The organism is Sporichthya brevicatena, assembly GCF_039525035.1.
Classification (GTDB): Bacteria; Actinomycetota; Actinomycetes; order Sporichthyales; family Sporichthyaceae; genus Sporichthya; species Sporichthya brevicatena.
The window spans coordinates 108,838-134,429 of the sequence record NZ_BAAAHE010000049.1 but is presented as its reverse complement, the minus strand read 5'-3'; the positions used below and the strand labels follow the sequence as shown (position 1 = coordinate 134,429).

The window sequence follows — 25,592 nt, the reverse complement described above, 5'->3', positions numbered from 1 at the left end:
CGGCCGGGGGCTGCGCCGCCGGGGGCTGCGCCGCCGGGGGCTGTGCCGCCCGCCGCGGGACGGGGGCCGGGGCCGGCGGCGGGTTGACGGACTTCACACTCGCCACGACGGAGCTGCGGATCCGGTGGACCCCGATGTCGAGGTCCGGGTCCTCCTCGAAGATCACCTGGACGTCGCCGCGCAGCTGGTAGCGCTGCTCGGCCGAGTGGTCGCGGACGACCTCGGCGAGCTCCTCCGACAGCGTCTTGGCGTAGACGGACAGCCGGTCGTAGTCGTGGCGTGACAGCTCGACGACGAAGTGGTTGGGGACGATCGTGTTGCCCTTCCCGACGATCGCCGCGCGGTCGTCCAGCTCACGCTGCAGAGCGCTGGCGATCTCCACGGGCTGGACGTCGGCCTTGAACGCCTTCGCGAAGGCCCCGCTCACCAGTCCTTCGAGGCGTCGCTCGAAGCGCTGGAGAACTCCCACGTCCACCTCCTGGCGGAGACTCCCCCGGCCAGGTGGCGCGCGGCCGGGAGTGCGGTGTCCCGGCCACCCCGGTCCGGGAGGTCGGATCGGCGACTGTGCAGGACCCGATGCTATCCGTGCGGTGACCCCGGACTGCGACATCGCCTGCTCAGACAGTGTGTGGCAGGTGTTAGCCTGTGCACCGCTGCACGCGCGGGTGGCGGAATAGGCAGACGCGCTGGATTCAGGTTCCAGTGCCCGCAAGGGCGTGGGGGTTCAACTCCCCCCTCGCGCACCAGTAGGACAGCCCCTGATCTGGACTCCAGGTCGGGGGCTTCGTCTTTCCCTCGGCGGTCCTGCGGAGAAATGCGCTCAAGGATGTCGCGGTCGGGCCGATTTAATCCGACACTGGGTAGGTATTAGTCGGCGCGGCGCGAGGAGGCACCGATGGGGGAGCCGAGTCGGCGGGCGGTGCTGCTCGGGGCCGGGGCGCTCGGGGCGGCGGGGGCGCTGGGGCTCGTGTCGCCGGCGCACGCGTGGACCTGGCCGGCGCAGGCGTCGGTCGCCGGGACGGGGCGGGGGATCGACCCGCGGCGGGCGTGGGACCCGGAGGCGGACGCGATCGTCGCCGACCTGTTCGCCCGCGGGCAGGTCGAGCAGGTCAACGCGCTGCTCGCCGACTGGACCACCAACGGGCAGGCGCTGCCGGCCGGACTGCCGGGGGACCTGCGCGCGTTCCTCGAGCGCGCCCGGGTGCTGCCGGCCTGGACCGACGCGGCGGCGCTCGCGCAGGCCTTCTCCTTCTACGAACGGCGCGGCCTCTATCTCGGCCTGCTCTACGGCCTCGGCAGCGGGATGATGAGCTGCGCGATCCCGCGCGAGGCGCGCGCGGTCTACTACTCGGCCGGCGGGGCGGACCTGAAGGACCGGATCGCCAAGACCGCCAAGCTCGGCTACGACCTCGGTGCGCCCGACGCGTTCGGCCCGACGGGGCAGATGGTCGTCACGGCCCTCAAGACCCGGCTGACGCACTCGGCGGTGCGCCACCTGCTCCCGCGCTCACGGCACTGGAGGTCCGGCGCCACGGAGAATCTGCCGATCAGTCAGGCAGACATCCTCGTCACCTGGCACAGCCTCGCGACTTTCAGCCGCAACAAACTGACGGCGTGGCAGGTCCCGGTCACGAGGGCAGACGAGGACGCGTTCCTGCACCTCTGGCAGGTCACCGCGCACCTGCTCGGGGTCGACGACGAGTACATCCCCGGCACGTGGGACTCCGCGAGCCGCCAGTCGCGGCAGATCCTCGACCCCGTCCTCGCCCCCACGCCCGAGGGAGTCAAGCTCGCCCACCGGCTGCTCGACCTCGCGGGTGCCGAGGGCGGGCTGAGCCGGCCGATGCTGCACTCCTTCATCCGCTACTGCCTCGGCGACCGGATCACCGACTGGCTCCAGGTCCCCCGGGAGCCGGCGTCGGACCGGGCGGTCGCCGAGGGATGGCCACACTTCCTCACGTTCCGGGAGACGTTGGTCGGGACGCCGATGCCCGGATCGGTGTTCTGGGCCCAGGACGAGTTCCTGCGGCTGGGGGTGCTGTTCTTCCTCGGCGAGGGCCGGCCGATCTCCATCACGATGCCGACGGGCAACAACCCGAACTACCGCTGACGGCACGCTCGTCGACCAAATGTGACCAGCCGTCTCACAGTTCGCCCGGACGGGTGGTTATCGGGCGATCTTCGGGCTTAAGGTGCGCCCAACAGGGCTCGTCCCGCCCGCGTCGGAGGATTCATGCGTAAGCGACTGGCAGTCCCGGCTTTGGTCGCGACGCTGATGGTGCCCCTGGCTCCCACTCCGGCGGCGTCCGCGCCGACCGCGCCCGCGACGCCCGCGGGCGCCGAGCGCATCACCGCCGACGTCGTCGGCTACATCGCCTTCTCCGAGAGCCGCTACGCCACGGGCGCGCGGGCCGGCAAGAACTCCCAGGGCCCCGGCGACCTGCGGGTCATCGCCGGCGACGGCAGCCTGGGCATCAACCTCACCGAGGGCCCGGCGAACGACATCGAGCCGGCCTTCTCGCCCGACTCCACCGAGGTCGCCTTCTCCAGCGACCGGGCGAACCGCCGCGCCGGCGTCACCGACCTGTACGTCATCAACGTCTACACCGCCGAGGTCCGCCGGCTCACCTACGGCGCCGGCACCGGCGCCGTCTCCTGGTCGCGTGACGGCAAGAACCTCGTCGTAGACGACCGCAAGGGTCTGCTCGTGGTCCCGGCCGCGGGCGGTTCGGCGAAGCGCCTGGTGCGCACCCCCAAGGGCTTCGAGGACAGCTCCCCGTCGTGGGCGGCGGACGGCACAGAGGTCGTCTTCACCCGCGCGAAGGTCAAGAACGACCGCACGGTGTCGTCGGCGATCTGGAGCATCGGGGTGGACGGCTCGGAGGAGCGTCGCCTGGTCGGGGGCTCGGGAGCGCAGAAGTTCGCCACCCAGCCGACCGTGGCCCCCGACGGCTTCACGATGGCCTGGGTGACCCGCGAGGCCACGGGCACGACGATCTGGCTCGGCGAGCTCTACTACGGGTTGCTCGACAACGTCCGGAAGTTCGTCTCCGACCGCACCCACCAGTTCGACGCACCCGCGTTCGCCCCGGACACCAGCGCCCTCGTGGTCACCCGCCTGCGGGGCAACGCCAAGCACGGTGCCGAGCTCGTCACCTTCGACCTCAAGGACGCGAAGCAGCGCCTCCTGGTCAGCGTCCGGCGTGGCACCCTCACCGCTCCGACCTGGGCCGACTGACCCGCTCGGCTCGGTCTCCGGCCGAGCCGGCCCGGGTTGGTCCGGGCCCTCAGGGAGCTCTCAAGGACACAACCCGGCCACAACCGGCGCGCCAGCGTTGAAATCGGGCGGTGCGGGGCAAAACCTGGGCTCGGCAGGACGCGCGCCCTGACCAACCCGCCGAGAGGAACACCCCCACATGAAGATCCACCTCGCAGCGCTTCCCATCGCCGTGGCCCTGGTGCTGGCCGGCTGTGGAGGCGATGACGACGACGACGCGACCGCCGAGAGCCCCGAGATCTCGGACGGCACCTTCTCCGGCACCTTCGCCAAGCTCGACGGCGCCCCGAAGGGCACGAAGAAGATCGGCGGCACCGCCGAGATGGTGCTCTCCGCCTCGGGCACCGAGGTCTCGCTCTCCGCGACCAACCTCGACCCGAAGGCGAAGTACGTCGCCCACGTCCACGCCGACTCGTGCGACGCGGCGGACCCGGGTGGCGCCCACTACCAGTACACGCCGGGCGGTGGCGACATGCCGCCGAACGAGCTGCACCTGCCCGTGACCGTCAACAAGAACGGCAAGGGCAAGGGCGAGACGACCAACCCGGTCAAGGCCGGGCCAGAGGCCAAGTCGGTCGTCATCCACCTCAAGCGCGCCGCCGGCGCCAAGAAGGACGAGGCGAAGCCGCCGAAGCTCGCCTGCGCCGACCTGGCCGCTTCCTGACCGACCCCGCAAGGTCGACCCCGCAAGGTCGACCGGGGGTGTCCCCCGGGTCGACCTGCCGTGCGATGTCAACAAAGGGTGACACCCCTTACTGCGCAGTAAGGGGTGTCACCCTTTTTTCACGCGGTGCTGGGTCGGGGGTGCTGGGTCGGGGGTGCTGGGTCGGCGGTTGGTCAGGTGCGCGGGGCGGCGGATCCGGCCGAGTTCTTGCAGACTGGGCGCGTGCCCGAGCTGCCTGAGGTCGAGTCCCTCCGTCGGCTGCTGACCGAGGAGGCCGTCGGCCGCGCCGTGGTGCGGGTCGACGTGGCCGCGATCAGCGTCCTGAAGACCTACGACCCGCCGTTCACCGCTCTCGCCGGCATGTTCGTCACCTCGGTGGCGCGGCACGGCAAGTTCCTCGACGTCGAGGTCGGCGGTGAACTGCACCTGATCGTCCACCTGGCTCGCGCCGGCTGGCTGCAGTGGCGGGCCAACCTTCCGCCCGCGCCGCCCAAGCCCGGTAAGGGGCCGCTCGCGCTGCGGATCCACCTCGGGGAGCGCGACGGAGACCCGCCCGGCAGCGCGTACGGCTTCGACCTCACCGAGGCGGGGACGAAGAAGGGCCTGGCCGCCTACTGCGTCCGCGACCCCGCCGAGGTGCCGGGCGTCGCCCGGCTCGGTCCGGACCCGCTGGCGGAGGACTTCACGCCCGAGAAGCTCGGCGAGCTGCTCGCCGCCGCCGGGCGCTCCCAGATCAAGGGCGTCCTGCGCGACCAGTCCGTGATCGCGGGCATCGGCAACGCCTACTCCGACGAGGTGCTGCACGCCGCGCGGCTCTCCCCGTTCAAGCCCGCGAACTCCCTCGACCCGGAGGGCGTCGCGGCGCTGCACGCGGTGATCCGGGAGACGCTCGCCGACGCGATCGCCCGCTCCGACGGCCTGGAGACGAGTCAGCTCAAGCGGGAGAAGAAAGCCGGCCTGCGCGTGCACGCCCGGACCGGTCAGCCCTGTCCCGTGTGCGGGGACACCGTCCGCGAGGTGTCCTTCGCCGACTCCTCGCTCCAGTACTGCGCGACCTGTCAGACCGGCGGGAAGCCGCTGGCGGACCGGCGGCTCTCCCGACTGCTGAAGTGACGCTGCGTCACTCGAGTTGTCGCCCGGGTGGTCCCCCGAGCCCAGGTCAGCGCGTCCGGACCTTGAACGTCGGGGTCGAGCCCTGGACCAGCGCCCCGGCGCCCTTGGTGTAGATGCGCAGCGCGTAGGTCTGACGCTTCGTCAGCACGACCTTGAAGGTGGCCTTGCCCTTGGAGTTGGTACGGGCGGAGCTCACGGTCTTCCAGCCGGAGGTCCCGCGCAGCTGGAGCTGCAGCTTCAGGCCGGCGGTCTTCGGCTCGGCGATCCCGACGACCGTGAGCTTGCCGGGGCGGTTCGGCTTCTTCTTGATCTGGGCCCGCAGGGAGGTCGCGACCTTCACGGCCACTGGGGCGCTCGCGCTCGCCGCGTACGTGGCGTTGCCGTCGAAGCCGGCGGTGTAGGCCATCGTGCGGCTCGGGCGGACCCGGCCGGCGAAGCTGCCGTCCGACTTGGAGGTGACCGTGCCGATCGCGCGACCGTCGGCGCGGATCACGACCGGGAGTCCGCCGAGGCGGCGGCCCGCGCCGTCGGTCAGCGTCCCGCGCAGCGTGACCTGGCTGCCGTAGCGGATCTTCGCGCTGTCGGCCTTGAGCGTGATCTTGGTGGCGGTCTTGCTGTCGACGGGCGCGGGCGTGGGCGTCGGCTCACCCGGCGTCGTGCCCGGCGTCGTCGTGACCGGCGCGGTCGGCGGGGCATCCGCGGCGAGCACGGTGCGGAGCAGGCGGTTCGTCGAGCCGAGCAGGCCGCTCAGCACGTTCAGGATCGAGTTGCCGACAAGCGCGTTGGTGACCTGCGCCGGGGTGGCGGTCGGCGCACCCTGCAGGTACAGCGCCACCGCGCCGGCGACGTGGGGTGCCGCCATCGACGTGCCGGAGTAGGTCGCGGAGGCGCTGTCGCCGGAGTTGATCGCGGAGACGATCCGGTCGCCCGGCGCCCACAGGTCGACGCACGAGCCGTAGTTGGAGAAGCTCGCCCGGGCGTCGGTCTTGGTGGTCGCGCCGATCGTCAGCGCGTTCGGGACGCGGGCGGGCGACTCGCCGCAGGCGTCGCGGCTGTCGTTGCCCGCGGCGACCACGACGTTCACGCCGGCCTTGATGGCGCGGTTGACCGCGGAGTCCAGCGACGTGGACGGTGAGCCACCGAGGCTGAGGTTGGCGACGGCGGGACGGCCGCGGGACTGCATCTGCGCGACGACCCAGTCGAGGCCGGCGATGATCCCCGAGGTGCTGCCGACGCCGTCGCAGTTCATGACGCGCACCGGGACGATCGTGACCTGCTTGGCCACGCCGTACTTGGTGCCGCCGATGGTGCCGGCGACGTGGGTGCCGTGGCCGTCGCAGTCGTTGGTGCCGCGGCCGTCGTTGATCGAGGTCCAGCCGGGCGCGACGCGGCCGGCGAAGTCGGTGTGGCTGGCGCGCAGGCCGGTGTCGAGGACGTAGGCGTCGACGCCCTGACCCGTGGCGCCATAGGTGTAGCTGCTGTTGAGGGGGAGCGACTTCTGGTCGATGCGGTCCAGGCCCCAGCTCGGGGTCGGCGACTGCGTACCGGCCACGCGCACCAGGTAGTCGGGCTCGACGGCCACGACGCTCGGTTCCTCCGCGAGTTCGGCGGCGGCCTCGGCCGACATCTCGGCGACGAAGCCCCGCGCGGCCTTGGAGAACGTCTTGCCGACGTCTGCGCCGAGCTCGTCGGCTGCGGCCTTGGCGGCCTTGGTCCCGGAGGCGTTCTCGGTCGTCACGATCCACTGCCCCGGGATGGGCGTCGCCTCGACGTCGGTCGGCGCGTCGACCACCGGTCCCGGCGGGGCGGGCTCGCCCGCGCCGACGGCGGACGCCGGCGTCAGGCCGCTCAGGCCGAAGGCGCTGACACCCAGCGCGACCGCGAGGGCGACCCGCGGCGCGCGCCGCGAGGTGGGGGTCGGAACGAACTGCACGGGATCACCGCCGGGGGGTGGGGGGACTAACGACCCCATCGGCGGGACCAACGTCAGACGTGAGACCTCGGCGCGGATTCGGCCCTCGAGACCGGTGCGCAGAGCCACGCGGACCGGGCCCAACCACCGCGAAACGTCCGCACAGCGCGGCCCTCCGCGGCGACCGGAGCAGGGTCGGCACCGTCGGGACCGGTCGGGACCAACGTCCCGTCGGCGAACAAACGGGAAGGCGGCGCAGGTCCGTGGACCTACGCCGCCGTCGTTCCCCCGAGTTGCGTCTTACCCATCCCCCGTGCACGGGACTGCCCGGTCCCGTTCCTCGGCGCGCGCCCCGGTCCAGCCCCCCACGAACCGGGTCCGAGACGCGTGCCGAAGTCTTGTGTTGTGCGGTGCTACTTCTTCTTCGCCGCTGCCGCTGCCGCAGCGGCCGCCGGAGCGGTCGGAGACAGGACCGGCTCGATCGCGTCCCAGCGGGAGATCTCGCACCCGTTGGCCCGCGAGAACGACGCGTCCACGCCCGTGCCGTTCCAGCTCCCGACGACGCGGGCCGTCTGCGGGCCCCCGTAGATGTAGGTGCAGATCTGGTCGGGCTCGGGCTTCGCGAACGGGTTGGTGGCGTTCTGCTCGGCCTTCGCCAGCGCCGCGCACGCCTCGGCCGCGCGGGGGTGGTCCCCGCCGGTCGGGTCGCACGTCAGCTGCATGACGACCGGAGCGGCCTTCTCGTCGGCCTGGTACGTCACCGTCAGCACGGTCTCGGCGGCCGGCTCGGCGGCCGGAATGATCTCGAGCAGGCCCGGGATCGGCGCGGGCTCCGGGAGCGACAGCGCGTGCGCTGCCGTGAGGGAGCCGGTGAATCCGACCACGACAGCTGCCGCGGCGGCGAGCACGTTGACGTACCGCATGGGACCTGAGACGCGGAGTGACGGTGTCCGGTTCCGCCGGTTCCGGGCGGAAAGTTCCAAGAACAGGCAAAGCCGGGGCGGCCCGGCCGCGGGCGCCCTCGACGGGCGGCGGAAGAATGCCGACATGCCCTCACAAGTACCCGAGATCGAGATCTCCGGCATCCCGGCCGACGCCTATCTGCTCGACGTGCGCGAGCCCGTCGAATGGGCCGCCGGCCACGCCGAGAGCGCCGTCCACATCCCCATGAACAGCGTTCCGGAGCGCCTCGGCGAGATCCCGGCCGACGGCGAGATCTACGTGATCTGCAAGAGCGGCGGCCGATCTGCGCAGGTCACGGCCTATCTGCAGCAGAACGGCCGGTCGGCGACCAACGTCGCCGGCGGCATGCTCGCCTGGGCGACGGCGGGCCGGCCGATGGTGAGCGACTCGGGCGAGACCCCGCACGTCTACTGACCGCGAGGTGAGCCGGACTCTCTCGGCAGAGATGACCCGTCTAGCGGAATTCGAAGACTCCCGTAGATAAAGGTGTGCTCGTCTCGAGCCGAGGGGCGACACGCTCGAGCCTTCGATACGGCGATCTACGGATTTCGCTAGAGAGCGCCATACCGTCGTAGGCATGGATCCCGTCCGGAACCCGTACGCCCCGGGGGCGGGTCAGCGGCCGCCCGAGCTCGCCGGCCGCGACCGGGAGCTCGCCGACTTCGACGTGGTGCTCGAGCGGGTCGCCCGCGGGCGGCCCGAACGGAGCATGGTGCTCACCGGGCTGCGCGGGGTCGGCAAGACCGTGCTGCTCAACGCCCTGCGGTCGGCCGCGATCGGCCGGCTGTGGGGGACGGGCAAGATCGAGGCCCGCCCGGACCAGTCGCTGCGCCGCCCCATCGCCGGGGCGCTCCACATGGCCGTGCGCGAGCTCGCGCCCCGCCACCGGGATCCCGAGCGGGTCGAGGCGTTCCTCGGCGTGCTGAAGGCGTTCGCGCTCCGCGACGCGGAGGTCAGCCCGGCCAAGCGGGGCCGGGCCAGCGCCCGGGCCTGGGACCCGGGCATCGACGTCCCCGCCGCCCGCGGCCGCGCCGACTCCGGCGACATCGAGATCGACCTGACGGAGCTGCTCACCGACGCGGCCTCGGTCGCGACCGACGTCGGCTCCGGGATCGCGCTGTTCCTCGACGAGATGCAGGACCTCGGCCCGGCCGACGTCTCGGCGTTGTGCGGGGCGTGCCACGAGCTGTCCCAGTCGGGGGCGCCCCTCATCGTGGTCGGGGCGGGCCTGCCGCACCTGCCCGCGGTGCTCTCGGCCTCGAAGTCCTACTCGGAGCGACTGTTCCGGTACGTCCGCATCGACCGGCTGGACCGCGCCGCGGCCGACCGCGCGCTCCGGGCGCCCGCCGCCGCGGAGGACGTCGAGTTCGACGAGGACGCCCTCAAGGTCCTCTACGAGCTCTCGGACGGCTACCCGTACTTCGTCCAGGCGTACGGCAAGGTCGCCTGGGACGCCGCGCCGGCCTCGCCGATCACCGCCGACGACGTCCGGGTCGCGGCGCCCGAGGCCGAGGCCGAGCTCGCGGTCGGCTTCTTCGGCAGCCGCTACGAGCGGGCCACCCCCGCCGAGCGGGACTACATGCGGGCGATGGCGGCGCTGGGCCAGGCGAGCGACGACGGGCCGGTCCCGACGGCGGAGGTCGCCGAACACCTCGGCCGGAAGCCGTCGAGCCTGTCCCCGGCGCGGGACGGCCTGATCAAGAAGGGCCTGATCTTCGCCGGCGAGCGGGGTTCGGTCGCCTTCACCGTGCCCCACTTCGGGCGGTTTCTCCGGTCCCAGCCGAGCTGACGTCCCCTCAGGTCGGACCGAGCGTGATCTTTGGTCCGCACGCGGGCGGCGCGCGGTGCACCATGAGGGCATGGCGCTGCCGGAGATCGTCGGCCACCGCGGGTCCCGCGAGGGCGTGTACGAGCACACCTTCGGCGCGTTCCGGCAGGCGATCGCGGACGGGGCCGACGCCCTCGAGTGCGACATCCGCCTGACCGCCGACGGCCACCTGGTCTGCCTGCACGACCGTCGGCTGGAGTTCGTCTCCGGGCAGCGGGGGATCGTGTCCACGATGACGCTCGAGGAGCTGCGCGCCGTGCGCTTCGGCGCCCGGCGGCCGTGGCGTCCCGTCGACCGGTACCGCGGCGGCCGCCCCGTCGCGCCGCCGGTGGACGCCGATCCCGAGGCCACGCGCCTGACGACCTTGCGCGAGCTGCTCGAGCTCGTCGCCGACGCCGGGCGCCCGGTCGGCCTGCTGATCGAGATCAAGCACCCGACCCGCTACGGCGGCCGGGTCGAGGCCCGGCTGGCCGAGTTGCTCACCGAGTTCGGGCTGGACCGGCGCATCGTGCACCCCGACGGCCGGCCCGCCGTGCGCGTCATGAGCTTCGCCGAGGTGGCGAGCCGCCGGATGCGCCGGCTGACTCCGGAACTCGACCTCGTCCACCTGATGGCCCGGCTGCCCCGCCGCTACCGCGACGGCTCGCTGCCGGACGGCGTCGGCTGGGCGGGCATCAGCAAGGACATCGTGCGCACCGACCCGGGCTACGTCGCCCGCGCGCACGCCCGCGGGCACCGGGTCAACGTGTGGACGGTGAACGAGCCCGAGGACGTTGCGCGCTGCCTCGCGGCGGGCGTGGACACGATCACGACCGACCGGCCGCGGGCCGTACGCGAGCAGGTCTTCGCCGCGCGGTGATCAACACCCCGGGCGACCGTTAGGGTCTTGCCCCATGAGTAAGGCCTCCCGCGCGCGCCGCGCCGCCGAACGCGAATCCTTCGTCCTGCGCCCCTTCGAGGGCCTGGCCTCCGAGTGCGACCTGGTTGCGATGCGGGAGATCGTCCCGGCCGCGACCGCGCAGCTGAAGCTGACCGGCGAGTACGCCGACCGCACCGTCACCGCGTGCACCGTGCTGCCGCTGGCGCTGCCGTGCCTGACGCGCTCGGACGGCAGCGTCCTCGTCGCGCTGCAGACGCAGGTCTCGGCCGGCGACGCGAGCCGCCAGGTGGCCGCCGCGCTGCTCGCCGCGCTCAACATCGAGCCGGGCGCGACGCCGACCGACGTCGGCATCACCCCGGACACCCCGCCGCTGCAGAAGCTCGTCGACCCGGCGGTGCCGCTGGAGATCACCGTTCACGACGGCTTCGAGTTCTGGGTCGAGAACCCGGACGAGATGACCGAGGAGGTCAAGCAGTCGCTGGAGCAGGCGAACAGCGCCGCCCCGCCGACCGCGCGCCTGACCTCGGTCCCGGCCGCGTACTGGAGCGACGAGGGTGAGCGGGCGTGGGTCCGCTGGGTCATGCCCCACGACGAGTACCCGCTGCTCAACGCGCTCGCCCGGCTCCACGCGGCCCGCGTGGACGCGATCGGTGACGGCACGAGGTACGTCGGCGCCTTCCGCTGCCACGGCCTGCTCGCCCCGGTCTGGGAGGTGCCGAAGGGCGCTCCGGCCGAGGAGTTCGAGGCCGGCGTCACTGCGTTCCAGGCCCGCCTCGACGAAGCGCTCGCCAACACGGAGCCGCTGACGGCGGTCGAGCGCCGCGCCCGCGACGGGCTCGCCAGCCGGCAGCTCACGATCCGCTAGCCGCCGTGCCGGCGGTCGCGGTCGTCATCCCCGCCAAGGACGAGTCCGCGCGGGTCGCGACCACGGTGCGGGCCGCCGCGCAGATCCCCGGCGTCGACCTGGTGCTCGTGGTCGACGACGGGTCGAGCGACGACACCGCCGCCGTGGCCGCCGCCGCGGGGGCGCGGGTGATCTCGCACTCCCGCAACCGGGGCAAGGCCGCGGCGATGGAGACCGGCGCGGCCGCCGTCGGCGGGCTGGACGACCCGCACGACCCCCGGCTGCTGCTCTTCCTCGACGCCGATCTCGAGGGCACCGCGGCCGCGGCCACCGTGCTCGTCCCGCCGGTGGCCGACGGCGTCGCCGACATGACGATCGCGACCCTCCCGCCGCAGCGCACGGCCGGCGGCGGGCACGGGTTCGTCGTCCGCGCCGCGCGGGCGGGGATCGAGCGCGCCACCGGTTTCCGTCCGGTCCAGCCGCTGTCCGGCCAGCGGTGCCTGACGCGGCCCGCCTTCGAGGCGGCCCGCCCGCTCGCGCGGGGGTTCGGCGTCGAGACGGCGCTGACGATCGATCTGCTGCGCGCGGGGTTCCGCGTCCACGAGGTCGAGTGCGACCTCCACCACCGCGTCACCGGCAAGGACTGGCGCGGCCGGCTGCACCGGTTCCGCCAGTACCTCCACGTCCAACGGGCACTGGTGCGCTACCGGGGGCGCAACCAGGGGCACTGACCGGACTCAGGTCCGTTCGCGGACCCACAGGTTCGCCCAGATGGTGACCAGCAGCGGGCCGGCTGCAATCAGGGCCACCGCCGGGACGATCACCCCCGAGTCGTTGACGGCGAAGCCGATCAGCGCGGTGGTCAGGCAGGCGAGCAGCAGCGGGCGCAGGACCGGGTCGGCCGCCTGGGCGCGGGCAAGACCGCCGAGGCCCAGCGCCGTCGGCCGCACCAGGGTCAGCACCGCGAGCACGGTGAGGGGAACTGCGGCGACGACGATGATCGGGGCGTCGACGAGCAGCCCGAGGTTGGCGTCGAGCTTGCGGCCGATGACGTCCAGGCCGTTGCCGTCGAGGACGTCCTGGACGAACGAGCCCAGGTGCGAGCGGGAGCCGGCACCGCGCCGCCAGTCCAGGACGGCGATCCCGACGGCGAGCGCGACCGCCAGCGCGCCGACGGCGAACGCCCGCGCGACGGTCACGCGGATCCCGGCCACCCCGGCGGCGAGCAGCGCCACCCCGGGGACGAGGGAGATCACGCCGCCGAAGTCGGCGCCGAAGCGCGGCCAGCCGTCGACCAGCGCCGCCACGGCACCGACGGCGAGGACGAGGACCCCGGCGGTCTCGGGGCGGCCGCGCCGGACCAGGGCCGCCGCGCCGCCCGCGGCCGTCACGAGCGCGCACACGGCGAACACCGCGAAGGCGATGTTCCCGAAGCCGTAGAACCGGCCGGCGATCAGGGCCGACAGACCGAAGGGGTTGTTCATCTGCAGTCGCGAACCGAACATCACGTCGAGACCGAAGGCGGCCGTCGTGATGACCGCGACCGCCGTCGCCGCGCCGTAGGGGGCCCGGCGCCACGGCCCGCCGGCGGCCGTCGCGGCGATCGCCGCGGCACCTCCGGCGATCAGCGCCCACAGCGTGGCGGCGGGGTGCTCCGCGGCCCGCCACGGCAACAGGTTCGCCAGGACGGCGGCCGCCGGCACCGCACCGAACGTCAGGCCGACGCCGCGCAGCACGCGCGCGCAGGAGCCGCGGGACGCCCCGGACCGGCGCGCGAGGCCGACCGCCAGGTACAGCAGCACCTGACCAGCGATCAGCACCGCGAAGAACCACACGAACATGTCGCTCACCACGCGCGCGGCGATGTCGCGTTCCTCGAGCTCGCGCACGGCGGCCGGGGTGCTCTCGATCCGCGGCCGGTACTGCAGTCGGTGCCCGTCGAGGTCGGCCGGGATCGCGTCGCCGATCAGGGTCGGCGTCAGGTCGGTGATCGTGACCGTGCCGGTCCGGCGCGTGCTGTCGCTGCGCAACCATCCGCGCCGCAGTCCACGGAGGCTGTCCGCGCCCGCCTCGACCATGATCGCCGTCAGGTGGGGCTCGTCCTGGTCGCTGTCGCCGATGCCCGCCACGATCAGCGCACTGTCGGGGACCTCGGCGCGGATCTGTGCGATCAGCTCGTCCACCCGTTGCAGCGCGGACAGGCGCGGCGGGCCGAGGGGCAGGGGACCGGCGTCGACGAGGAGGAGTTCACCGCAGGCCTTGCGGGGCAGGTCGGCGAAGTCGGCGGCGTAGGTGCCGCGCACCGCGCCGGCGGCGTCGGTCAGGGCGATCGCGGCGCCGGGCCCGACGGCGCAGCGCTCCGCCGGCGGCGGGGGGACCGCACCCGGGCGGGCCCGGGCGAGCGTCCCCCAGACCGGGTCGTAGGAGTGGTCGGCGTTGGGGGCCACCAGCTCGGCCCAGCCGGGGACGGCAGCGCGCGTGCCGGCCCCCCGTGGGGCCGGCACCGGTGCGCACGCCCCGTCCGGGCGGGGGCCGACGGCGCGGGCGCCCGAGTTGAGCGTCAGCCAGCCGTCGAGGGCGCACGCGGTCGGCTCGACCGTCCGGATCGCGAGCGTGCCGAGCGAGGACTCGCGCGCGAGCAGCCACAGCGCCGGGGTCGGGACTTCTCCCTGGACGTCCGACCACCGCAGACCCGGGACGCCGACGAAGATCACGTCCGGCGCCGGAGCTCCCCGGGGGAACAGCGCCCGCTCGGGTGTGGTCGCCGCGTGCGCGACGGGTGCGGCGAGCGGGTCCCGGGCCAGGGCGTGGGTGAGACCGAGCGTCAGCCCGAGGAGCACGAGCACGGCGACGAGAAAGCCGCACGCGCGTCGGAGGCTGCGCACCCCGATCCCCCTCACATCGCTCGCGTGCCGATTCCGGATCACCCTAGGTGTGGGGCCTAGCCTGGAGAACGTGAGTGATCCCGTGAGCCTGGTCGCGGCGGGGACGTCCGGGCTCGCGGTACTGGTGGCGGTCTCGGCGCACGTCAGGTTCCGCCGCCTGCAGAAGACGTGTTCCGTGCTCCAGGGCGACGCCGAGCACAGCTCCTTCCTCGTCGCCGTCTCCCGCCAGACCGCCGAGATGGAGCGGCTCCGCACCGAGGTCGGCCGGCTGCACCGCGAGTTCGAGGCGTTCCGCACGGACGTCGACGAGTCGCTGCGTCGGGTCGCGGTGCTCCGCTACGACGCCTTCGGCGAGGTGGGCGGCCGACTGTCCTGGTCGGTCGCGCTGCTCGACGACCACGGCGACGGGGTGGTGCTCACCTCGCTGGTGAACCGCACCGACACCCGCTGCTACATCAAGACGCTCAAGCGCGGGGTCCCGGACCTGCGGCTCTCGCCGGAGGAGATCTCCGTCGTGGACGCCGCGCTGCGGCCCGCGACCCGCTCCGGCGCGGTGCGGATCCCGAACCCGGCGCGCGGGGCGGCGCAGCCCAGCCGCTGAGCAGGTGAACTGACGGCCCGTCAGGTCATCACGTCGGAACCCGGCGGGATCCGGACGATCAGCGCCTGGGGCTCGACCACGACCGTCATCTCCTTGCTGGGCTCGAGGAGGTCGCCGTCGATCTCGCGGGGCCACACGCGGTCGCACTCGATGTGGATCCGCCGGCCGCGGAAGTGCTCGATGCGGGCGCCGCGCGAACGGGGGCGCCGCCGGACCACGTGCAGCCCGAGCATCAGCCAGTGCCGCAGCGACTTCGGGACGAGCACGGCGACGTCGAGGATCCCGTCGTCCGGCCGTGCGTCGGGCATGAGGACCATCCCGGCCTGCAGCTTGCCGACATTGCCGATGACGATGCCGCGGGCGCGCAGCTCGACCGGCTCCGCGTCGTCGACCGTGATCGTCACGTGCGCCCGCCGGTCGAACAGGTGCTTGGCCCCGGAGACCGCGTAGGCCGGCCACCCGATGCGCTTCTTCAGCTTCTCGGGGGCGTCCATGATCATCGCGGCGTCGAGGCCCATGCCGGCCATGACCGCGAAGCGGTGGTTCTCGTCGACCCGGCCGACGTCGATCTTGCGGTCGACGCCGCCGAGCCCGATCCGCAGGCAGGCGTCCCGGTCGGGCGGGAGCTGGAGGTTGCGCGCCAGCAGGTTGCCGGTGCCGGCGGGCAGGATCGCGAGCGGGACGCCCGTGCCGGCCAGGCCGGACAGGACGCTCATGATCGTGCCGTCGCCGCCGCAGGCGAAGACGACGTCCGCGCCGCCCTCCGCCGCGGCCTTCGCGTGGCCGACGCCGAGTTCGTCGAGCCGGGTCTCCAGCCACCAGGGCGGGTGCCAGCCGGCGGCCGCGAGGTAGGCGGTCACCGCGCGCCGCTCCTCCTCGAGGTCGGCCACCTTCGTCGGGTTGACGATGACCGCGGCGCGGCGCCGGTCGGGGAGCGGGATGTCGTCGATCGCCGGACGCTGCTCGAAGCTGCCGCCGAGCAGGACGTACCGCGTGGCCACGGCCACGGCGGCGACGCCCGCGGCGACCGAGACCACGATCTCCTCGACGCGGTACTCGCCGAGGTAGAGCTGTCCCACGGCGACGCCGAGGACGAGGAACCAGGGGAGGATCCCGCCGAGCGTCCGCCGGACCGGGGTGCCGAGCCGGCGCCCGAGCACGACCGAGATCGCGCCGTACGTCGCGGCGGCGAGCCCCGACGCCCCCGCCGGGAACGTGGTCCCGGGCACCGCCGCGCTCGCGACGATCAGCACGAGGCCGACGATCAGCATCGAGGTCAGCAGGAAGACGCTCTCGCGCCAGCGCCGGAAGCCCACGCGCATGCCGGCGACCAGGAGGACCACCGGGGGAACGGCGACCGCCGCCGTGCCGAGGCCCTCCGCGGTGCGGGCGAGCGCGCGCCAGCCGCCGGACGCCTCGTAGGGCCAGTCCGGCGCCGGCCATTCGTGCATCACCAGACCGGCCGCGGTGAGGACCGCTGTCAGCACCAGGACCGGCACGCACAGGCGGCGGAGGAGGCGCACCAGGTCGGGCGTCATGGGGGGAAAAGTACCCGCCGCGCTGCGCGTCCCCCCAAGGTCCTGCCGGGCGGGGCGTGATCCCATGAGGGGGTGACGGGAGGGTCGGAACTACCGCGGGCCGTGGCCAGCGACCTGGACGGGACGCTGCTGCGGGACGACCTGACGGTCTCCCCGCGCACCCGGGCGGCGTTGCGGGCCGTCGAGGAGGCAGGGATCCTGCTCGTCTTCGTCACGGGCCGGCCCCCGCGCTGGATCCACCCGGTGGCCGACCAGACCGACCACCGCGGGCTCGTGATCTGCGGCAACGGCGCGCAGCTGTACGACCTGCACACCGAGCAGGTCGTCGCCGAGGACCTGATCAGCCCGGAGACGCTCGCCGAGGCGATCGGCCGGATTCGGGACGCGGTACCGGGCGTGACCTTCGGGATGGAGTACGGCGACTCGTTCGCCTACGAGTCCGCGTTCCCGATGCTCGACAAGTGGAAGAGCCCCGACCACCACGAGGTGCCCGTCTCCGAGCTGCTCGCGCGGCCCGGCGCGAAGCTGATTCTGCGCCACGAGGAGCACAGCTCCGACGACCTCGCCGAGTCCCTGCAGGAGGTCGTCGAGGGGCTGCTGGAGATCACCCACTCCTCCAACGCGGGCCCGGCCTTCGTCGAGGCGTCGGCGGCCGGCGTGACCAAGGCGACCGCCCTCGCCCGGCTGTGCGCCACGCAGGACATCGGCCCGGAGGACGTCGTCGCCTTCGGTGACCAGCGCAACGACCTGCCGATGCTCGGCTGGGCGGGCCATCCCTACGCGATGGCCAACGGCCACCCGGAGGTGCTGCGCTCCGTCGAGCGGCGGGCCCCGAGCAACGAGGAGGACGGGGTGGCTGCGGTCCTCGAGCAGATCCTGGGGCTCTGACGGGTTCTCAGGCAGGCCCTCGGGCAGGCCCTCAGGAGCGCAGTCAGGCCCGGGAGAGGTCGAACGCCATCATCGACGCCAGCATCGTGGCGACGTGGATGCGGGAGCCGTCGGCCTGGATCCCGTACGCGTCGGCCTGCACGACCGTCACCTGGCGGCCGTCCTTCACCACCTGGCCGACGGCGACCATGCGCTCGCCCCGGCCGGGGTTGAGCAGGTTGACCTTGAGCTCGATCGTCAGCACCTCGATGCCCGGGGGCTTGAGGGAGATCGCGGCGTAGCCGCAGGCGTTGTCGAGCAGGGTCGTGGTGACGCCGGCGTGCACGAAGCCGTGCTGCTGCTGCAGGCCGGGCCAGTTCTCGACGCCCACCTCGACGCGACCCGGCTCGACCGAGAGCAGCTCCGCCTTCAGCGTCGCCATGAATCCCTGCTTGGCGAAGCTGGTGCGGACCGTCTCGGCGTACGCCGGGTCGCGGGGGGTGAAGGTGGTCAACGGCGGGCCTACAGGTACTGACCGTGGCCGCCGGACATCGGCCGCTGCTGGCTCGGGTCCATCCCCATCTGCGGCCCACCCGGCAGCGAGCGGCGCATCTGCTCGAGCTGGGCGCGCGCCGCCATCTGCTGGGCGAACAGCGCGGTCTGGATGCCGTGGAACAGCCCCTCCAGCCAGCCGACCAGCTGTGCCTGGGCGATCCGGAGCTCGGACTCGCTCGGCACCTGGCCCTCGCTGAACGGGAGGGAGAGGCGGCCCAGTTCCTCGACGAGCTCGGGCGCGAGGCCCTGCTCCAACTCCTGGATCGTCGAGGCGTGGATCTGCGCCAGCCGGGCGCGGCTGGCCTCGTCGAGCGGCGCGCTCTTCACCTCGTCCAGCAGCTGCTTGATCATGCTGCCGAGGCGCATCACCTTCGCGGGCTGCTCGACCATCTGCGTGATCGACTGCTCGTCGCTGCCGTCGTCCGGCGGGCCCTCGACGGCCATGCCGGCCGGGGTCACGACGAGGACGCGCTGGTCACCGGTGTCTTGGTCCTGCTGCTCGGTCATGTCCCCATCCTCTCTGACGGTTCCTAACGCGAAACCTCCAGGAGGACCTTCCCGACGTGCTCGCTCGCCTCCAGGACGCGGTGCGCGTCGGCGACGTCGGTGATCGGCAGGACGCGGTCGATCACGAGCCGGAAGGCGCCGGAGTCGACCAGCGGCGTCACGTGCTCGGCGACCGCGGCGACGATCGCCGCCTTCTCCGCGACCGGCCGGGCGCGCAGCGAGGTGGCGAGCACCGCGGCGCGCTTGCCGAGCAGTTTCGCGATGTCGAGCTCGGCCTTGATCCCGCCCTGCATGCCGATGATCACCAGGCGGCCGTTGGTGGCGAGGGCGTCGACGTTGCGGCCGAGGTACTTGGCGCCCATGTTGTCGAGGATGACGTCGGCACCACCCGCGGCTCCGCCGGCCTCCCGGACAGCCTCGACGAAGTCGTCCTCGCGGTAGTTGATCAGCACGTCCGCACCGAGTTCCCGGCAGCGCTCGAGCTTGTCCTTGGTCCCGGCGGTGACGGCGACACGCGCCCCGACGGCCTTGGCGAGTTGGATCGCCGTGGTGCCGATGCCGCTGGCGCCCCCGTGGACGAGCAGCAACTCCTCGGGGCGCAGGTTGGCGAGGAGGAAGACGTTCGACCACACGGTGCACGCGACCTCGGCCAGCCCACCGGCGTCGCGCAGGCTGATGCCCTGCGGCCGCCGCATCACCTGGCCGGCCGGCACGGCGACGCGCTCGGCGTAGCCCCCGCCGGCCAGGAGCGCGACGACCTCGTCGCCGATCTCCCACCCGGTGACGTCGGGTCCGAGGGCGGCGATCCGTCCGGAGCACTCCAGGCCCGGGTACGGCGAGGCCCCGGGCGGCGGGTCGTAGCGGCCCTGCCGCTGGAGCAGGTCGGCGCGGTTGACGGCCGTGGCGACGACGTCGAGGAGGACCTCGCCGGGGCCGGGCTCGGGGTCGGGCACCTCGGTCCAGGCCAGCGCCTCGGGGCCGCCCGGCTCGCGAATCGTGACTGCGTGCATGGACGGCGACGTTACCGGGAGCGGAACCTGGGAGATTTGGGGATGAATTGGACAAATGGGGTGATCGTTGCGGGTGAGTCCGGCGAGGCAAAAGCTGAGGATCTGTCGTAGTCGGGTGCTGCCGAAGCGCCTGGGATCTGGCAGTCGGGATTTCGCATGACGCTCACCGCCCGCGGTTTCGCCGTCAGCGCCGTGGCGCTCGGCGGCCTCGCGGTCGCCGTCCCGGTCGTGGTCCTGCCCGAGGCGCAGTCGTCTCGCGCGACCACCACGCGACCGGCGGACGCGGCGCCGGCCGCCCAGGTCGCCCCGGCGACCCCGCCACGCACCCCGGCGGGGTCCGACCCGGCGCTGCTGATCGGCGTCGGGGTCGCCGCGCTCGCGGGTGCGGGGGGGCTCTTCGCGGCCGCCCAGTACACGGCGCGCCGTGCGTGACCTGTGGCCTTGACCACCCCCACGCGGCGGGGCGTTCCGCGGCAGGGAGAGATTTCCCGCTGAGGCACTACCGTCTTCGGGTATGAGTCTGCAGGCCTTTCCGGGGGCTATCCGCGTCGAGGAGTACGTCAAGCGCACCTACGACGCCTGCCTGGTCCATGGCCTGGTGTCGGAGAAGACGCTCGCCATGGTCGGCGTCTGCCGTGACGAGCTGACCGACGCGCTCACCGAGCCGATCCGAGCGGCCTGGGGTCCGCCGTTCCGCATGAGCGGCATGGCGGGGATGCTCTTCCTTGGCCAGGCAGGCCTGCGCGCGGCGCAGTTCCATGCCCCCGGCGCCGACGGCCGCCGGCGGTACGTCGCCTACGTCATGCCGCACATCGGGATCGACGACGACGGCCGCATCGGCTACGTCCGCCGCCCCGGCCAGGACGTCACGACCACGGCCTGTGGCGCCCTGATGGCGTTCCGTTCCGAGCTCGAGTCCGGTCACGTCTACGGCGAGATCGACCCGTACGACCTGGAGATGAGCCTGCTGCGGCAGCGTCTGCTGCGCTCGATCCCCTACGGCAACGTCCCCGACATCGTCGAGCTGACCACGATCGCCCGTGACGTGATGCTCGACGACCTCGGCCGCACCGCCGCCCGCATGAAGAGCTGGCGCGACGCCGACATCGCCGTGTTCTCCGGCATCCACATCCACACCTCCGACGGTGACTACGTCCTTCCCGGCCACTCCTCGGTCCGGTTCGAGGGCAGCGACAACCCGGTGGACCTGACCGCCGAGATCTGAGGGACCGCCCGGGGGACTGGACCGGGCGGATTGCGGGAAGGACGCGGGCGAGATGTCCGTCCGTGCCCACCGTCGGTTGCGCCTGCCCGCCGACGACCGAACCCCGGCCGTGGCCCGTGCGGCCGTCCGGCAGGTTCTGCTGGCCGGTGGCTGGGCCGATCAGCTCGACGAGGCCCTGCTGCTGGTCAGTGAGCTCTCGACCAACGGCGTCGTGCACGCCGGGACGCCGGTCGACGTCGACGTGCTCGCCGACGACACCGGGGTGACGATCACCGTCTCCGACCAGAAGTCCGGCCTGGTCGGCGCGACCACCGCCGTGCGCAGCGGACCGTTCGACCTGATCGCGGCCGGCGGCCCGAACGGCGACGGGAACCTCCCGCCGACGGGCAACGGCAACGGGCGCCCCCCGCGGGCCGCGGCGGACGCGGTGTGGGACGACACCGTCGAGCTGGAGGAGCGCGGCCGCGGCCTGATGCTCGTCGACCGGCTGGCGAGCGCCTGGGGCACCAGCCACCACGCGACCGGCAAGAGCGTCTGGTTCCGGCTCGGGTCCGACCCCGTTCCCGACACCGGCCCGCCTCTGGCGCCGCTCGAGATCGTCGAGACCGTCCCGGACACGGTCCTGGATCCCGCCCCGGACACCGCCGCCGGCCCGAACCCCGTCGCCGCTGCCGCGGTGGCCCCGGCGGCCGACGGCACCGCCGTCCCGCCCGCGGCGTGGGTGTGGCTGGTCCACGTGCCGGAGGCGCTGCGAGCCCGGCTGACGATGCCTCAGTTGGTGTCGGAGCTGTTGGAACGGCTCTGCGACGTGACCGGCGCCGCGACCGGGTCGGTCTGGCTGGACCGGGGGGACGCCGCGGGCGAGCGCCGCCTCGCCGGCTACTCGTCGTCGCACGGCCGGCCCGCGGCCGGCGCCGAGGCGGACACGGTCGTCGTTCCGCTGCCGGTTGCGCATCCGCTGCGGGGCAAGGTCGTGCTCCACCCGCCCGCCGGTCGGCCGCCAGGGCGGTACTGGCAGGAGCTGGCGGCGCTGTCGGCCCAGCGGATGGCGATCGGCATCGACGCCGAACGGCTGCAGGGCGACGAGCTGCGCCGGCGCGGGTGGGTCACCTTCCTCGCCGAGGCGAGCGAACTGCTCGCGAACTCCCTCGACCTCGAGCTGACGACGGCCCTGGCCGCGCAGCTGGTCGTGCCGCGCCTGGGGGCCTGGGCCGTGGTGCACCTGCTGGGGCCGCGCGGGGAGCTGCGGACCGTGGCGGTCGCGCACGCCGACGAGCACGCGATCCCGCAGATCCGGTCGTACGCCGAGGCGGCGGACACCCACCGGCGCCTCGCGGAGGTGCTCGACCAGGCCGCGACCGTGCCCCTCGACGGTGGCCTCCCCGGCCTCGCCCTGCCCCTGGTCGCCCGGGGCCGCGTGATCGGCGTGCTGTCCGCGGGCCGGTTCGCGGACCGCGCGCACAGCGGGGACGACGCGGCGGCGCTGGCGGACTTCGCACGCCGGGCCTCGCTCGCGATCGACAACGCCTCCGTCCACGCCGAGCGCATCCGAGTCGCGGACGAACTCCAACGCGCGCTGCTCCCACGCCCGCTGCCCGAGGCTCCGGGCATCGACTTCGGCGCGGTGTACGTGCCGGCCGGGACCGGCGACGTCGGCGGCGACTTCTACGACGTGTTCGCCGTCCGACGGAACCGCTGGTTCGTCTCGATGGGCGACATCTGCGGCAAGGGCAGTCAGGCCGCGGTGATGACCGGCGCCGTGCGCGAGGTGATGCGCGCGCTGATCGGTGAGGACCGGGCGATGGCCACCATGCTCGGGACGCTGAACCGCACGCTGCTCGCGAGCGCGAACGACCGTTACGCGACCGTGGCGGCGGCGATGGTGACGCGACTCGAGCCGGCGGGTCGGCCGCGGACGCTCGACGTCGTCCTCTGTCTCGCCGGCCACGACCGACCCGTTCTGCTCGAGGCGGACGGCACCGTCCGTTCCGTGGGCGAGTGCGGGTCGGCCGTCGGTCTCGTGGAGCAGTTCGAGACGCCCGAGTTCTATCTGACGCTACGTCAGGGCGATGCGCTGGTCTTCGTCACCGACGGGGTGACCGAACGTCGCCGGCAGGGATCGATGTACGGCACCCAGCGACTGCGCGACCTGCTCGCGACGATGGCGGGTCGGCCGGCTCAGGAGATCGCCGACCGGGTGCGGCAGGACGTCCTCGCCTTCGCGCACGACCCGCCGCGGGACGACATCGCCGTGCTCGTCCTGCGCAACCCGCCCTGACGGCTCAGGTCTCGGAGTACCCGTCCGAGTAGCCCTCGGGGGAACGGCCGGCCGGGTCCAGCCAGGTGTCGCCGAGTCGCGCTGCGGTGTAGACGTCCTCGATGAAGGCCGGGTCGAGCCGCGTCGGGAAGCCCTGCAGGAACCGGACCACCTGACGTCGAGGCAGGACGTCCACGCGGTTCGGGATGTCGTAGAAGCGCACCTCGTCGACCCCGACCAGCGCCACGACCGGGCGGACGAAGACCTGCCACCCCACGGCTCCGGAGAGCGCGCGGGCGCTGCGCCACGCCTGCGCCCGGGCCTCCTTCAGGTACGGCCAGGAGGAGCCGTAGATCTTGATCTCGTCGCCCATCACCTGCGCCTCGACGCGGTCCAGCGGACCGCGCGGATGCAGCGCCCGGAAGCCGCGGGTGACGACGGTGAACACGCCGGGCGGCCCGACGACGAGGTGGCTGATCGCCGGCCGGTCCGGGCCGACCGGGATCGCGTGCAGGATGCGCCACCGCGAGCCGAGGCGCTCGAGGTCGACGGCGACCTTGCGTTCGGCGTTGGCAGTGATGCGCAGCCAGGCCTCGTCGGTGCGGAGACTGAGCAGCCGCTCGGCCCCCGCGCGGAGCGGGTTGGCCGGGCGCAGGTCCCGCGCCCGCTCCAGGGAGATCGCCCCCGGCGGATTGAGCGCGAGGTCGGTCCCGGGGATCGCCTGGTAGCCCAGCGGGTTGCTCGCCATGTGCTCGAGTATTGCCCCGACCGGGCTCAGAACACCGCGACGGCCCGGACGGGCGCGCCGTCCGCGCCGGCCAGGGGCAGGGGCAGCAGCCAGGCGACGGCGCCGTCGGGCACCGCGTCGAGGTTGGTCAGGTTCTCCGCGATCACCGCACCGGCCCGGGCCAGGACGTGGTGGCTGGGCAGGGCCGTGTCCCCGGGCCGGTCGATCGACGGGGCGTCGATGCCGACGGTTCGGATCCCCGCCGCCACGATCTCCCGGGCGGTGTGCGGGTCGAGCCACGGGTGGTCGCCGTAGCGCTCGGTGCCCCAGTGCGCGGACCAGCCGGTGTGCAGGAGCAGCACGGAGCCGGCGGGCAGATCGGGCAGGTCGTCGGGCCGGATCGCGCCCACGTGCCCCCGCAGGTCGACGACCCAGGCCGGGCCGGTGAAGCGCTCGAGCGGCAGCTGGTCGAGCGTCGGCAGCGCCTCGTCGACGTGGAAGGGGGCGTCGACGTGCGTCCCGGTCTGCGAACCCAGGTGCAGCGCGAGCAGGTTGTAGCCGTGGCTGCCGATCGTCGCCGCGACGGACGTGCTGACCTCCGGGTCCCCCGGCCAGACCGGCATCCCCGGCGTGATCGGGTGCGAGAGGTCCACGAGAGTCACGGGTCAGTCTCTCGCAGGGACCGCCGTTCGGCACACTGGCCGCATGAACCACTACGCCGCGCTGGGACTCTCGCGCAGCGCCGACGCCGACGCGGTGCGCGCGGCGTACCGGGACGCCGTGCGGCGGTGGCACCCGGACCGTGACCCGACCCCCGAGGCGGCGGCGAAGTTCCTCGCCGCCCAGCGGGCGTTCGAGGTGCTGTCGGACCCGAAGAAGCGCCTGGACTACGACCGGGAGACCGCGAACGGGATCGGCGACCTGCTGCTGATCCCGCTCCCGTTCGTGCGCAAGCAGGTGGGCCGTCTGATCCGCGGCGGCACGGCGGTGGTCGAGGACATCGTCCAGCGGCGCCGCGAGCGCGGCTCGTCCTGACCTCTCCTCCGAACGGCTGATGTCAGGCCGCCACGAACGGCCATATCGCGGCCGAAACCCGACAGATCGTGCAACCGAGGGCACGGGTCCCGCGTCAATCTGGTACCGAGCGCGGCGGCGGGGGGCCGTCGCGCCGGGCAGACCAGGGGGTGGGTCCGATGCGCGCATCGACGGTGGGCGCAACCGCGTTGGCCGCGTTGGCCGCAGCCGTGGTGCTGCCGGTCGGCGGCGCGACGGCGGCGGAGGACACCCAGGCACCCAAGATCGTCTCGGTCTCGGCCCCGTCGATCGTGGGCCTGACGAGCAAGGGCGCCACGTTCGACGTCACCGTCCGCGCGAGGGACAACCTCGACATCGCGCGCGTGGTCGTCGGGCTGCTGGACACCAAGGGCACGTACGCCAAGCCGGTCGGCTTCGCGACGGAACGCGTCGGAGGCCAGTCGTGGGACGGCGTCTTCCGTGCCCGCATCACGATGCCGACGAAGGTCCCGATGGGGGAGTGGCAGGTCAGCGCCTTCGCCGAGGACGTGAAGGGCAACCGGTCCACCGGGATCACGACCGTCCGCGACACCTTCGTGCTCAAGTACGCCACCCGGATCGCGGGCCTGGACGTGACGCCGGAACCGGTCCGTAAGGGCTCGCCGCTCACGGTGAAGGGCAAGCTCCAGCAGGCCGTGGTCAGCGGGTGGGCGCCGTTCGCGAACAAGTCCGTCGCGGTGCAGTTCCGCAAGGCCGGCACCTCCACGTGGACCACGCTCGCCACGGTCCGGTCCGGCGCCAACGGCGTCTTCTCCCACGGCACGAAGGCGAAGGCCGCCGGCGACTGGCGGGCCGTCCACAAGGGCGACAAGACCCGGGCGAAGGCGACGTCCAAGGTCGACAAGGTCGCGCTCGCGCGCTGACC

General features: G+C 73.3%; 26 protein-coding genes and 1 tRNA gene. 17 read left to right on the top strand and 10 right to left on the bottom strand.

Going from position 1 to position 25,592, the window contains the following annotated elements:
• On the bottom strand, window positions 1–469 hold a 469-nt coding region (locus ABD401_RS23120; RefSeq protein WP_344609220.1), incomplete at its 3' end, for a DUF3662 domain-containing protein.
• A 190-nt stretch (window positions 470–659) separates the two neighbouring features.
• Between ABD401_RS23120 and ABD401_RS23115 the strand changes: the two genes are divergently transcribed.
• The 5 genes from ABD401_RS23115 to ABD401_RS23095 all read left to right on the top strand — a co-directional run bounded on the left by ABD401_RS23115 (window position 660) and on the right by ABD401_RS23095 (window position 5,054).
• Window positions 660–746, top strand: a tRNA-Leu gene (locus ABD401_RS23115).
• A gap of 149 nt (window positions 747–895) precedes the next feature.
• Window positions 896–2,110, top strand: coding sequence for an oxygenase MpaB family protein (locus ABD401_RS23110; protein ID WP_344609218.1), 1,215 nt, complete (start codon window positions 896–898; stop codon window positions 2,108–2,110).
• 123 nt (window positions 2,111–2,233) lie between these two features.
• The gene (locus tag ABD401_RS23105; RefSeq protein ID WP_344609216.1) at window positions 2,234–3,238 is read left to right on the top strand and encodes a TolB family protein; all 1,005 of its coding nucleotides are present in this window, start codon (window positions 2,234–2,236) and stop codon (window positions 3,236–3,238) included.
• 178 nt (window positions 3,239–3,416) lie between these two features.
• Window positions 3,417–3,941 carry a hypothetical protein gene (locus ABD401_RS23100; protein ID WP_344609214.1) on the top strand — a complete coding sequence of 175 codons (525 nt, stop codon included), beginning with the start codon at window positions 3,417–3,419 and terminating at the stop codon, window positions 3,939–3,941.
• 222 nt (window positions 3,942–4,163) lie between these two features.
• On the top strand, window positions 4,164–5,054 hold the full coding sequence (locus tag ABD401_RS23095) for an Fpg/Nei family DNA glycosylase (protein WP_344609212.1): 891 nt from the start codon (window positions 4,164–4,166) through the stop codon (window positions 5,052–5,054).
• A gap of 46 nt (window positions 5,055–5,100) precedes the next feature.
• Here the strand turns inward: ABD401_RS23095 and ABD401_RS23090 are convergent, their stop codons facing one another.
• Together ABD401_RS23090 and ABD401_RS23085 are read right to left on the bottom strand one after the other, a co-directional pair.
• On the bottom strand, window positions 5,101–6,987 hold the full coding sequence (locus tag ABD401_RS23090) for a S8 family peptidase (RefSeq protein WP_344609210.1): 1,887 nt from the start codon (window positions 6,985–6,987) through the stop codon (window positions 5,101–5,103).
• A gap of 392 nt (window positions 6,988–7,379) precedes the next feature.
• A complete protein-coding gene (locus tag ABD401_RS23085) occupies window positions 7,380–7,889 on the bottom strand; it encodes an SSI family serine proteinase inhibitor (RefSeq protein ID WP_344609208.1) in 510 nt (169 codons plus the stop codon).
• 124 nt (window positions 7,890–8,013) lie between these two features.
• Between ABD401_RS23085 and ABD401_RS23080 the strand changes: the two genes are divergently transcribed.
• The 5 genes from ABD401_RS23080 to ABD401_RS23060 all read left to right on the top strand — a co-directional run bounded on the left by ABD401_RS23080 (window position 8,014) and on the right by ABD401_RS23060 (window position 12,212).
• Complete coding sequence (locus tag ABD401_RS23080) at window positions 8,014–8,343, top strand: rhodanese-like domain-containing protein (RefSeq protein WP_344609206.1); 330 nt, start codon at window positions 8,014–8,016, stop codon at window positions 8,341–8,343.
• 163 nt (window positions 8,344–8,506) lie between these two features.
• Window positions 8,507–9,718, top strand: coding sequence for an AAA family ATPase (locus ABD401_RS23075; protein ID WP_344609204.1), 1,212 nt, complete (start codon window positions 8,507–8,509; stop codon window positions 9,716–9,718).
• A 70-nt stretch (window positions 9,719–9,788) separates the two neighbouring features.
• Window positions 9,789–10,616, top strand: coding sequence for a glycerophosphodiester phosphodiesterase (locus tag ABD401_RS23070; RefSeq protein ID WP_344609202.1), 828 nt, complete (start codon window positions 9,789–9,791; stop codon window positions 10,614–10,616).
• Window positions 10,617–10,650: 34 nt separating this feature from the next.
• On the top strand, window positions 10,651–11,502 hold the full coding sequence (locus ABD401_RS23065; protein ID WP_344609200.1) for a DUF5926 family protein: 852 nt from the start codon (window positions 10,651–10,653) through the stop codon (window positions 11,500–11,502).
• Window positions 11,503–11,507: 5 nt separating this feature from the next.
• A complete protein-coding gene (locus tag ABD401_RS23060; RefSeq protein ID WP_344609198.1) occupies window positions 11,508–12,212 on the top strand; it encodes a glycosyltransferase family 2 protein in 705 nt (234 codons plus the stop codon).
• 6 nt (window positions 12,213–12,218) lie between these two features.
• Here the strand turns inward: ABD401_RS23060 and ABD401_RS23055 are convergent, their stop codons facing one another.
• Complete coding sequence (locus ABD401_RS23055; RefSeq protein WP_344609196.1) at window positions 12,219–14,366, bottom strand: hypothetical protein; 2,148 nt, start codon at window positions 14,364–14,366, stop codon at window positions 12,219–12,221.
• A gap of 70 nt (window positions 14,367–14,436) precedes the next feature.
• On the opposite strand from ABD401_RS23055, the gene ABD401_RS23050 reads away from it, so the two are divergent.
• The gene (locus tag ABD401_RS23050; RefSeq protein WP_344609194.1) at window positions 14,437–14,967 is read left to right on the top strand and encodes a DUF4446 family protein; all 531 of its coding nucleotides are present in this window, start codon (window positions 14,437–14,439) and stop codon (window positions 14,965–14,967) included.
• Between the two features lie 20 nt (window positions 14,968–14,987).
• Here the strand turns inward: ABD401_RS23050 and ABD401_RS23045 are convergent, their stop codons facing one another.
• Window positions 14,988–16,505 (bottom strand): diacylglycerol/lipid kinase family protein, encoded by a 1,518-nt coding sequence (locus ABD401_RS23045; RefSeq protein WP_344609192.1) that lies wholly within the window; start codon window positions 16,503–16,505, stop codon window positions 14,988–14,990.
• Window positions 16,506–16,607: 102 nt separating this feature from the next.
• On the opposite strand from ABD401_RS23045, the gene ABD401_RS23040 reads away from it, so the two are divergent.
• On the top strand, window positions 16,608–17,393 hold the full coding sequence (locus ABD401_RS23040; protein ID WP_344609191.1) for an HAD family hydrolase: 786 nt from the start codon (window positions 16,608–16,610) through the stop codon (window positions 17,391–17,393).
• Window positions 17,394–17,436: 43 nt separating this feature from the next.
• Here ABD401_RS23040 and ABD401_RS23035 read toward each other — a convergent pair whose 3' ends face one another.
• From ABD401_RS23035 to ABD401_RS23025, 3 genes are read right to left on the bottom strand one after another with little or no spacing between them, the layout of a single operon-like run.
• A complete protein-coding gene (locus ABD401_RS23035) occupies window positions 17,437–17,886 on the bottom strand; it encodes a PaaI family thioesterase (RefSeq protein WP_344609190.1) in 450 nt (149 codons plus the stop codon).
• 8 nt (window positions 17,887–17,894) lie between these two features.
• A complete protein-coding gene (locus ABD401_RS23030; protein ID WP_344609188.1) occupies window positions 17,895–18,434 on the bottom strand; it encodes a bacterial proteasome activator family protein in 540 nt (179 codons plus the stop codon).
• Between the two features lie 23 nt (window positions 18,435–18,457).
• A complete protein-coding gene (locus tag ABD401_RS23025) occupies window positions 18,458–19,444 on the bottom strand; it encodes an NAD(P)H-quinone oxidoreductase (protein WP_344609186.1) in 987 nt (328 codons plus the stop codon).
• 156 nt (window positions 19,445–19,600) lie between these two features.
• Here ABD401_RS23025 and ABD401_RS23020 point away from each other — a divergent pair, with 156 nt between their 5' ends.
• From ABD401_RS23020 to ABD401_RS23010, 3 genes are all read left to right on the top strand, one after another.
• Window positions 19,601–19,876 (top strand): hypothetical protein, encoded by a 276-nt coding sequence (locus ABD401_RS23020; RefSeq protein ID WP_344609185.1) that lies wholly within the window; start codon window positions 19,601–19,603, stop codon window positions 19,874–19,876.
• Window positions 19,877–19,958: 82 nt separating this feature from the next.
• Window positions 19,959–20,669, top strand: coding sequence for a hypothetical protein (locus tag ABD401_RS23015; protein ID WP_344609184.1), 711 nt, complete (start codon window positions 19,959–19,961; stop codon window positions 20,667–20,669).
• A 52-nt stretch (window positions 20,670–20,721) separates the two neighbouring features.
• On the top strand, window positions 20,722–22,947 hold the full coding sequence (locus ABD401_RS23010; RefSeq protein ID WP_344609182.1) for a SpoIIE family protein phosphatase: 2,226 nt from the start codon (window positions 20,722–20,724) through the stop codon (window positions 22,945–22,947).
• 4 nt (window positions 22,948–22,951) lie between these two features.
• Here ABD401_RS23010 and ABD401_RS23005 read toward each other — a convergent pair whose 3' ends face one another.
• Window positions 22,952–23,674: a nuclease-related domain-containing protein gene (locus ABD401_RS23005; protein ID WP_344609180.1), complete on the bottom strand. Its 723-nt coding sequence runs from the start codon at window positions 23,672–23,674 to the stop codon at window positions 22,952–22,954.
• Between the two features lie 26 nt (window positions 23,675–23,700).
• Complete coding sequence (locus tag ABD401_RS23000) at window positions 23,701–24,315, bottom strand: cyclase family protein (protein ID WP_344609178.1); 615 nt, start codon at window positions 24,313–24,315, stop codon at window positions 23,701–23,703.
• Window positions 24,316–24,358: 43 nt separating this feature from the next.
• On the opposite strand from ABD401_RS23000, the gene ABD401_RS22995 reads away from it, so the two are divergent.
• Together ABD401_RS22995 and ABD401_RS22990 are read left to right on the top strand one after the other, a co-directional pair.
• A complete protein-coding gene (locus tag ABD401_RS22995; RefSeq protein WP_344609177.1) occupies window positions 24,359–24,688 on the top strand; it encodes a J domain-containing protein in 330 nt (109 codons plus the stop codon).
• 158 nt (window positions 24,689–24,846) lie between these two features.
• Window positions 24,847–25,590, top strand: coding sequence for a hypothetical protein (locus ABD401_RS22990; RefSeq protein WP_344609176.1), 744 nt, complete (start codon window positions 24,847–24,849; stop codon window positions 25,588–25,590).
• Window positions 25,591–25,592: the final 2 nt, after the last annotated feature.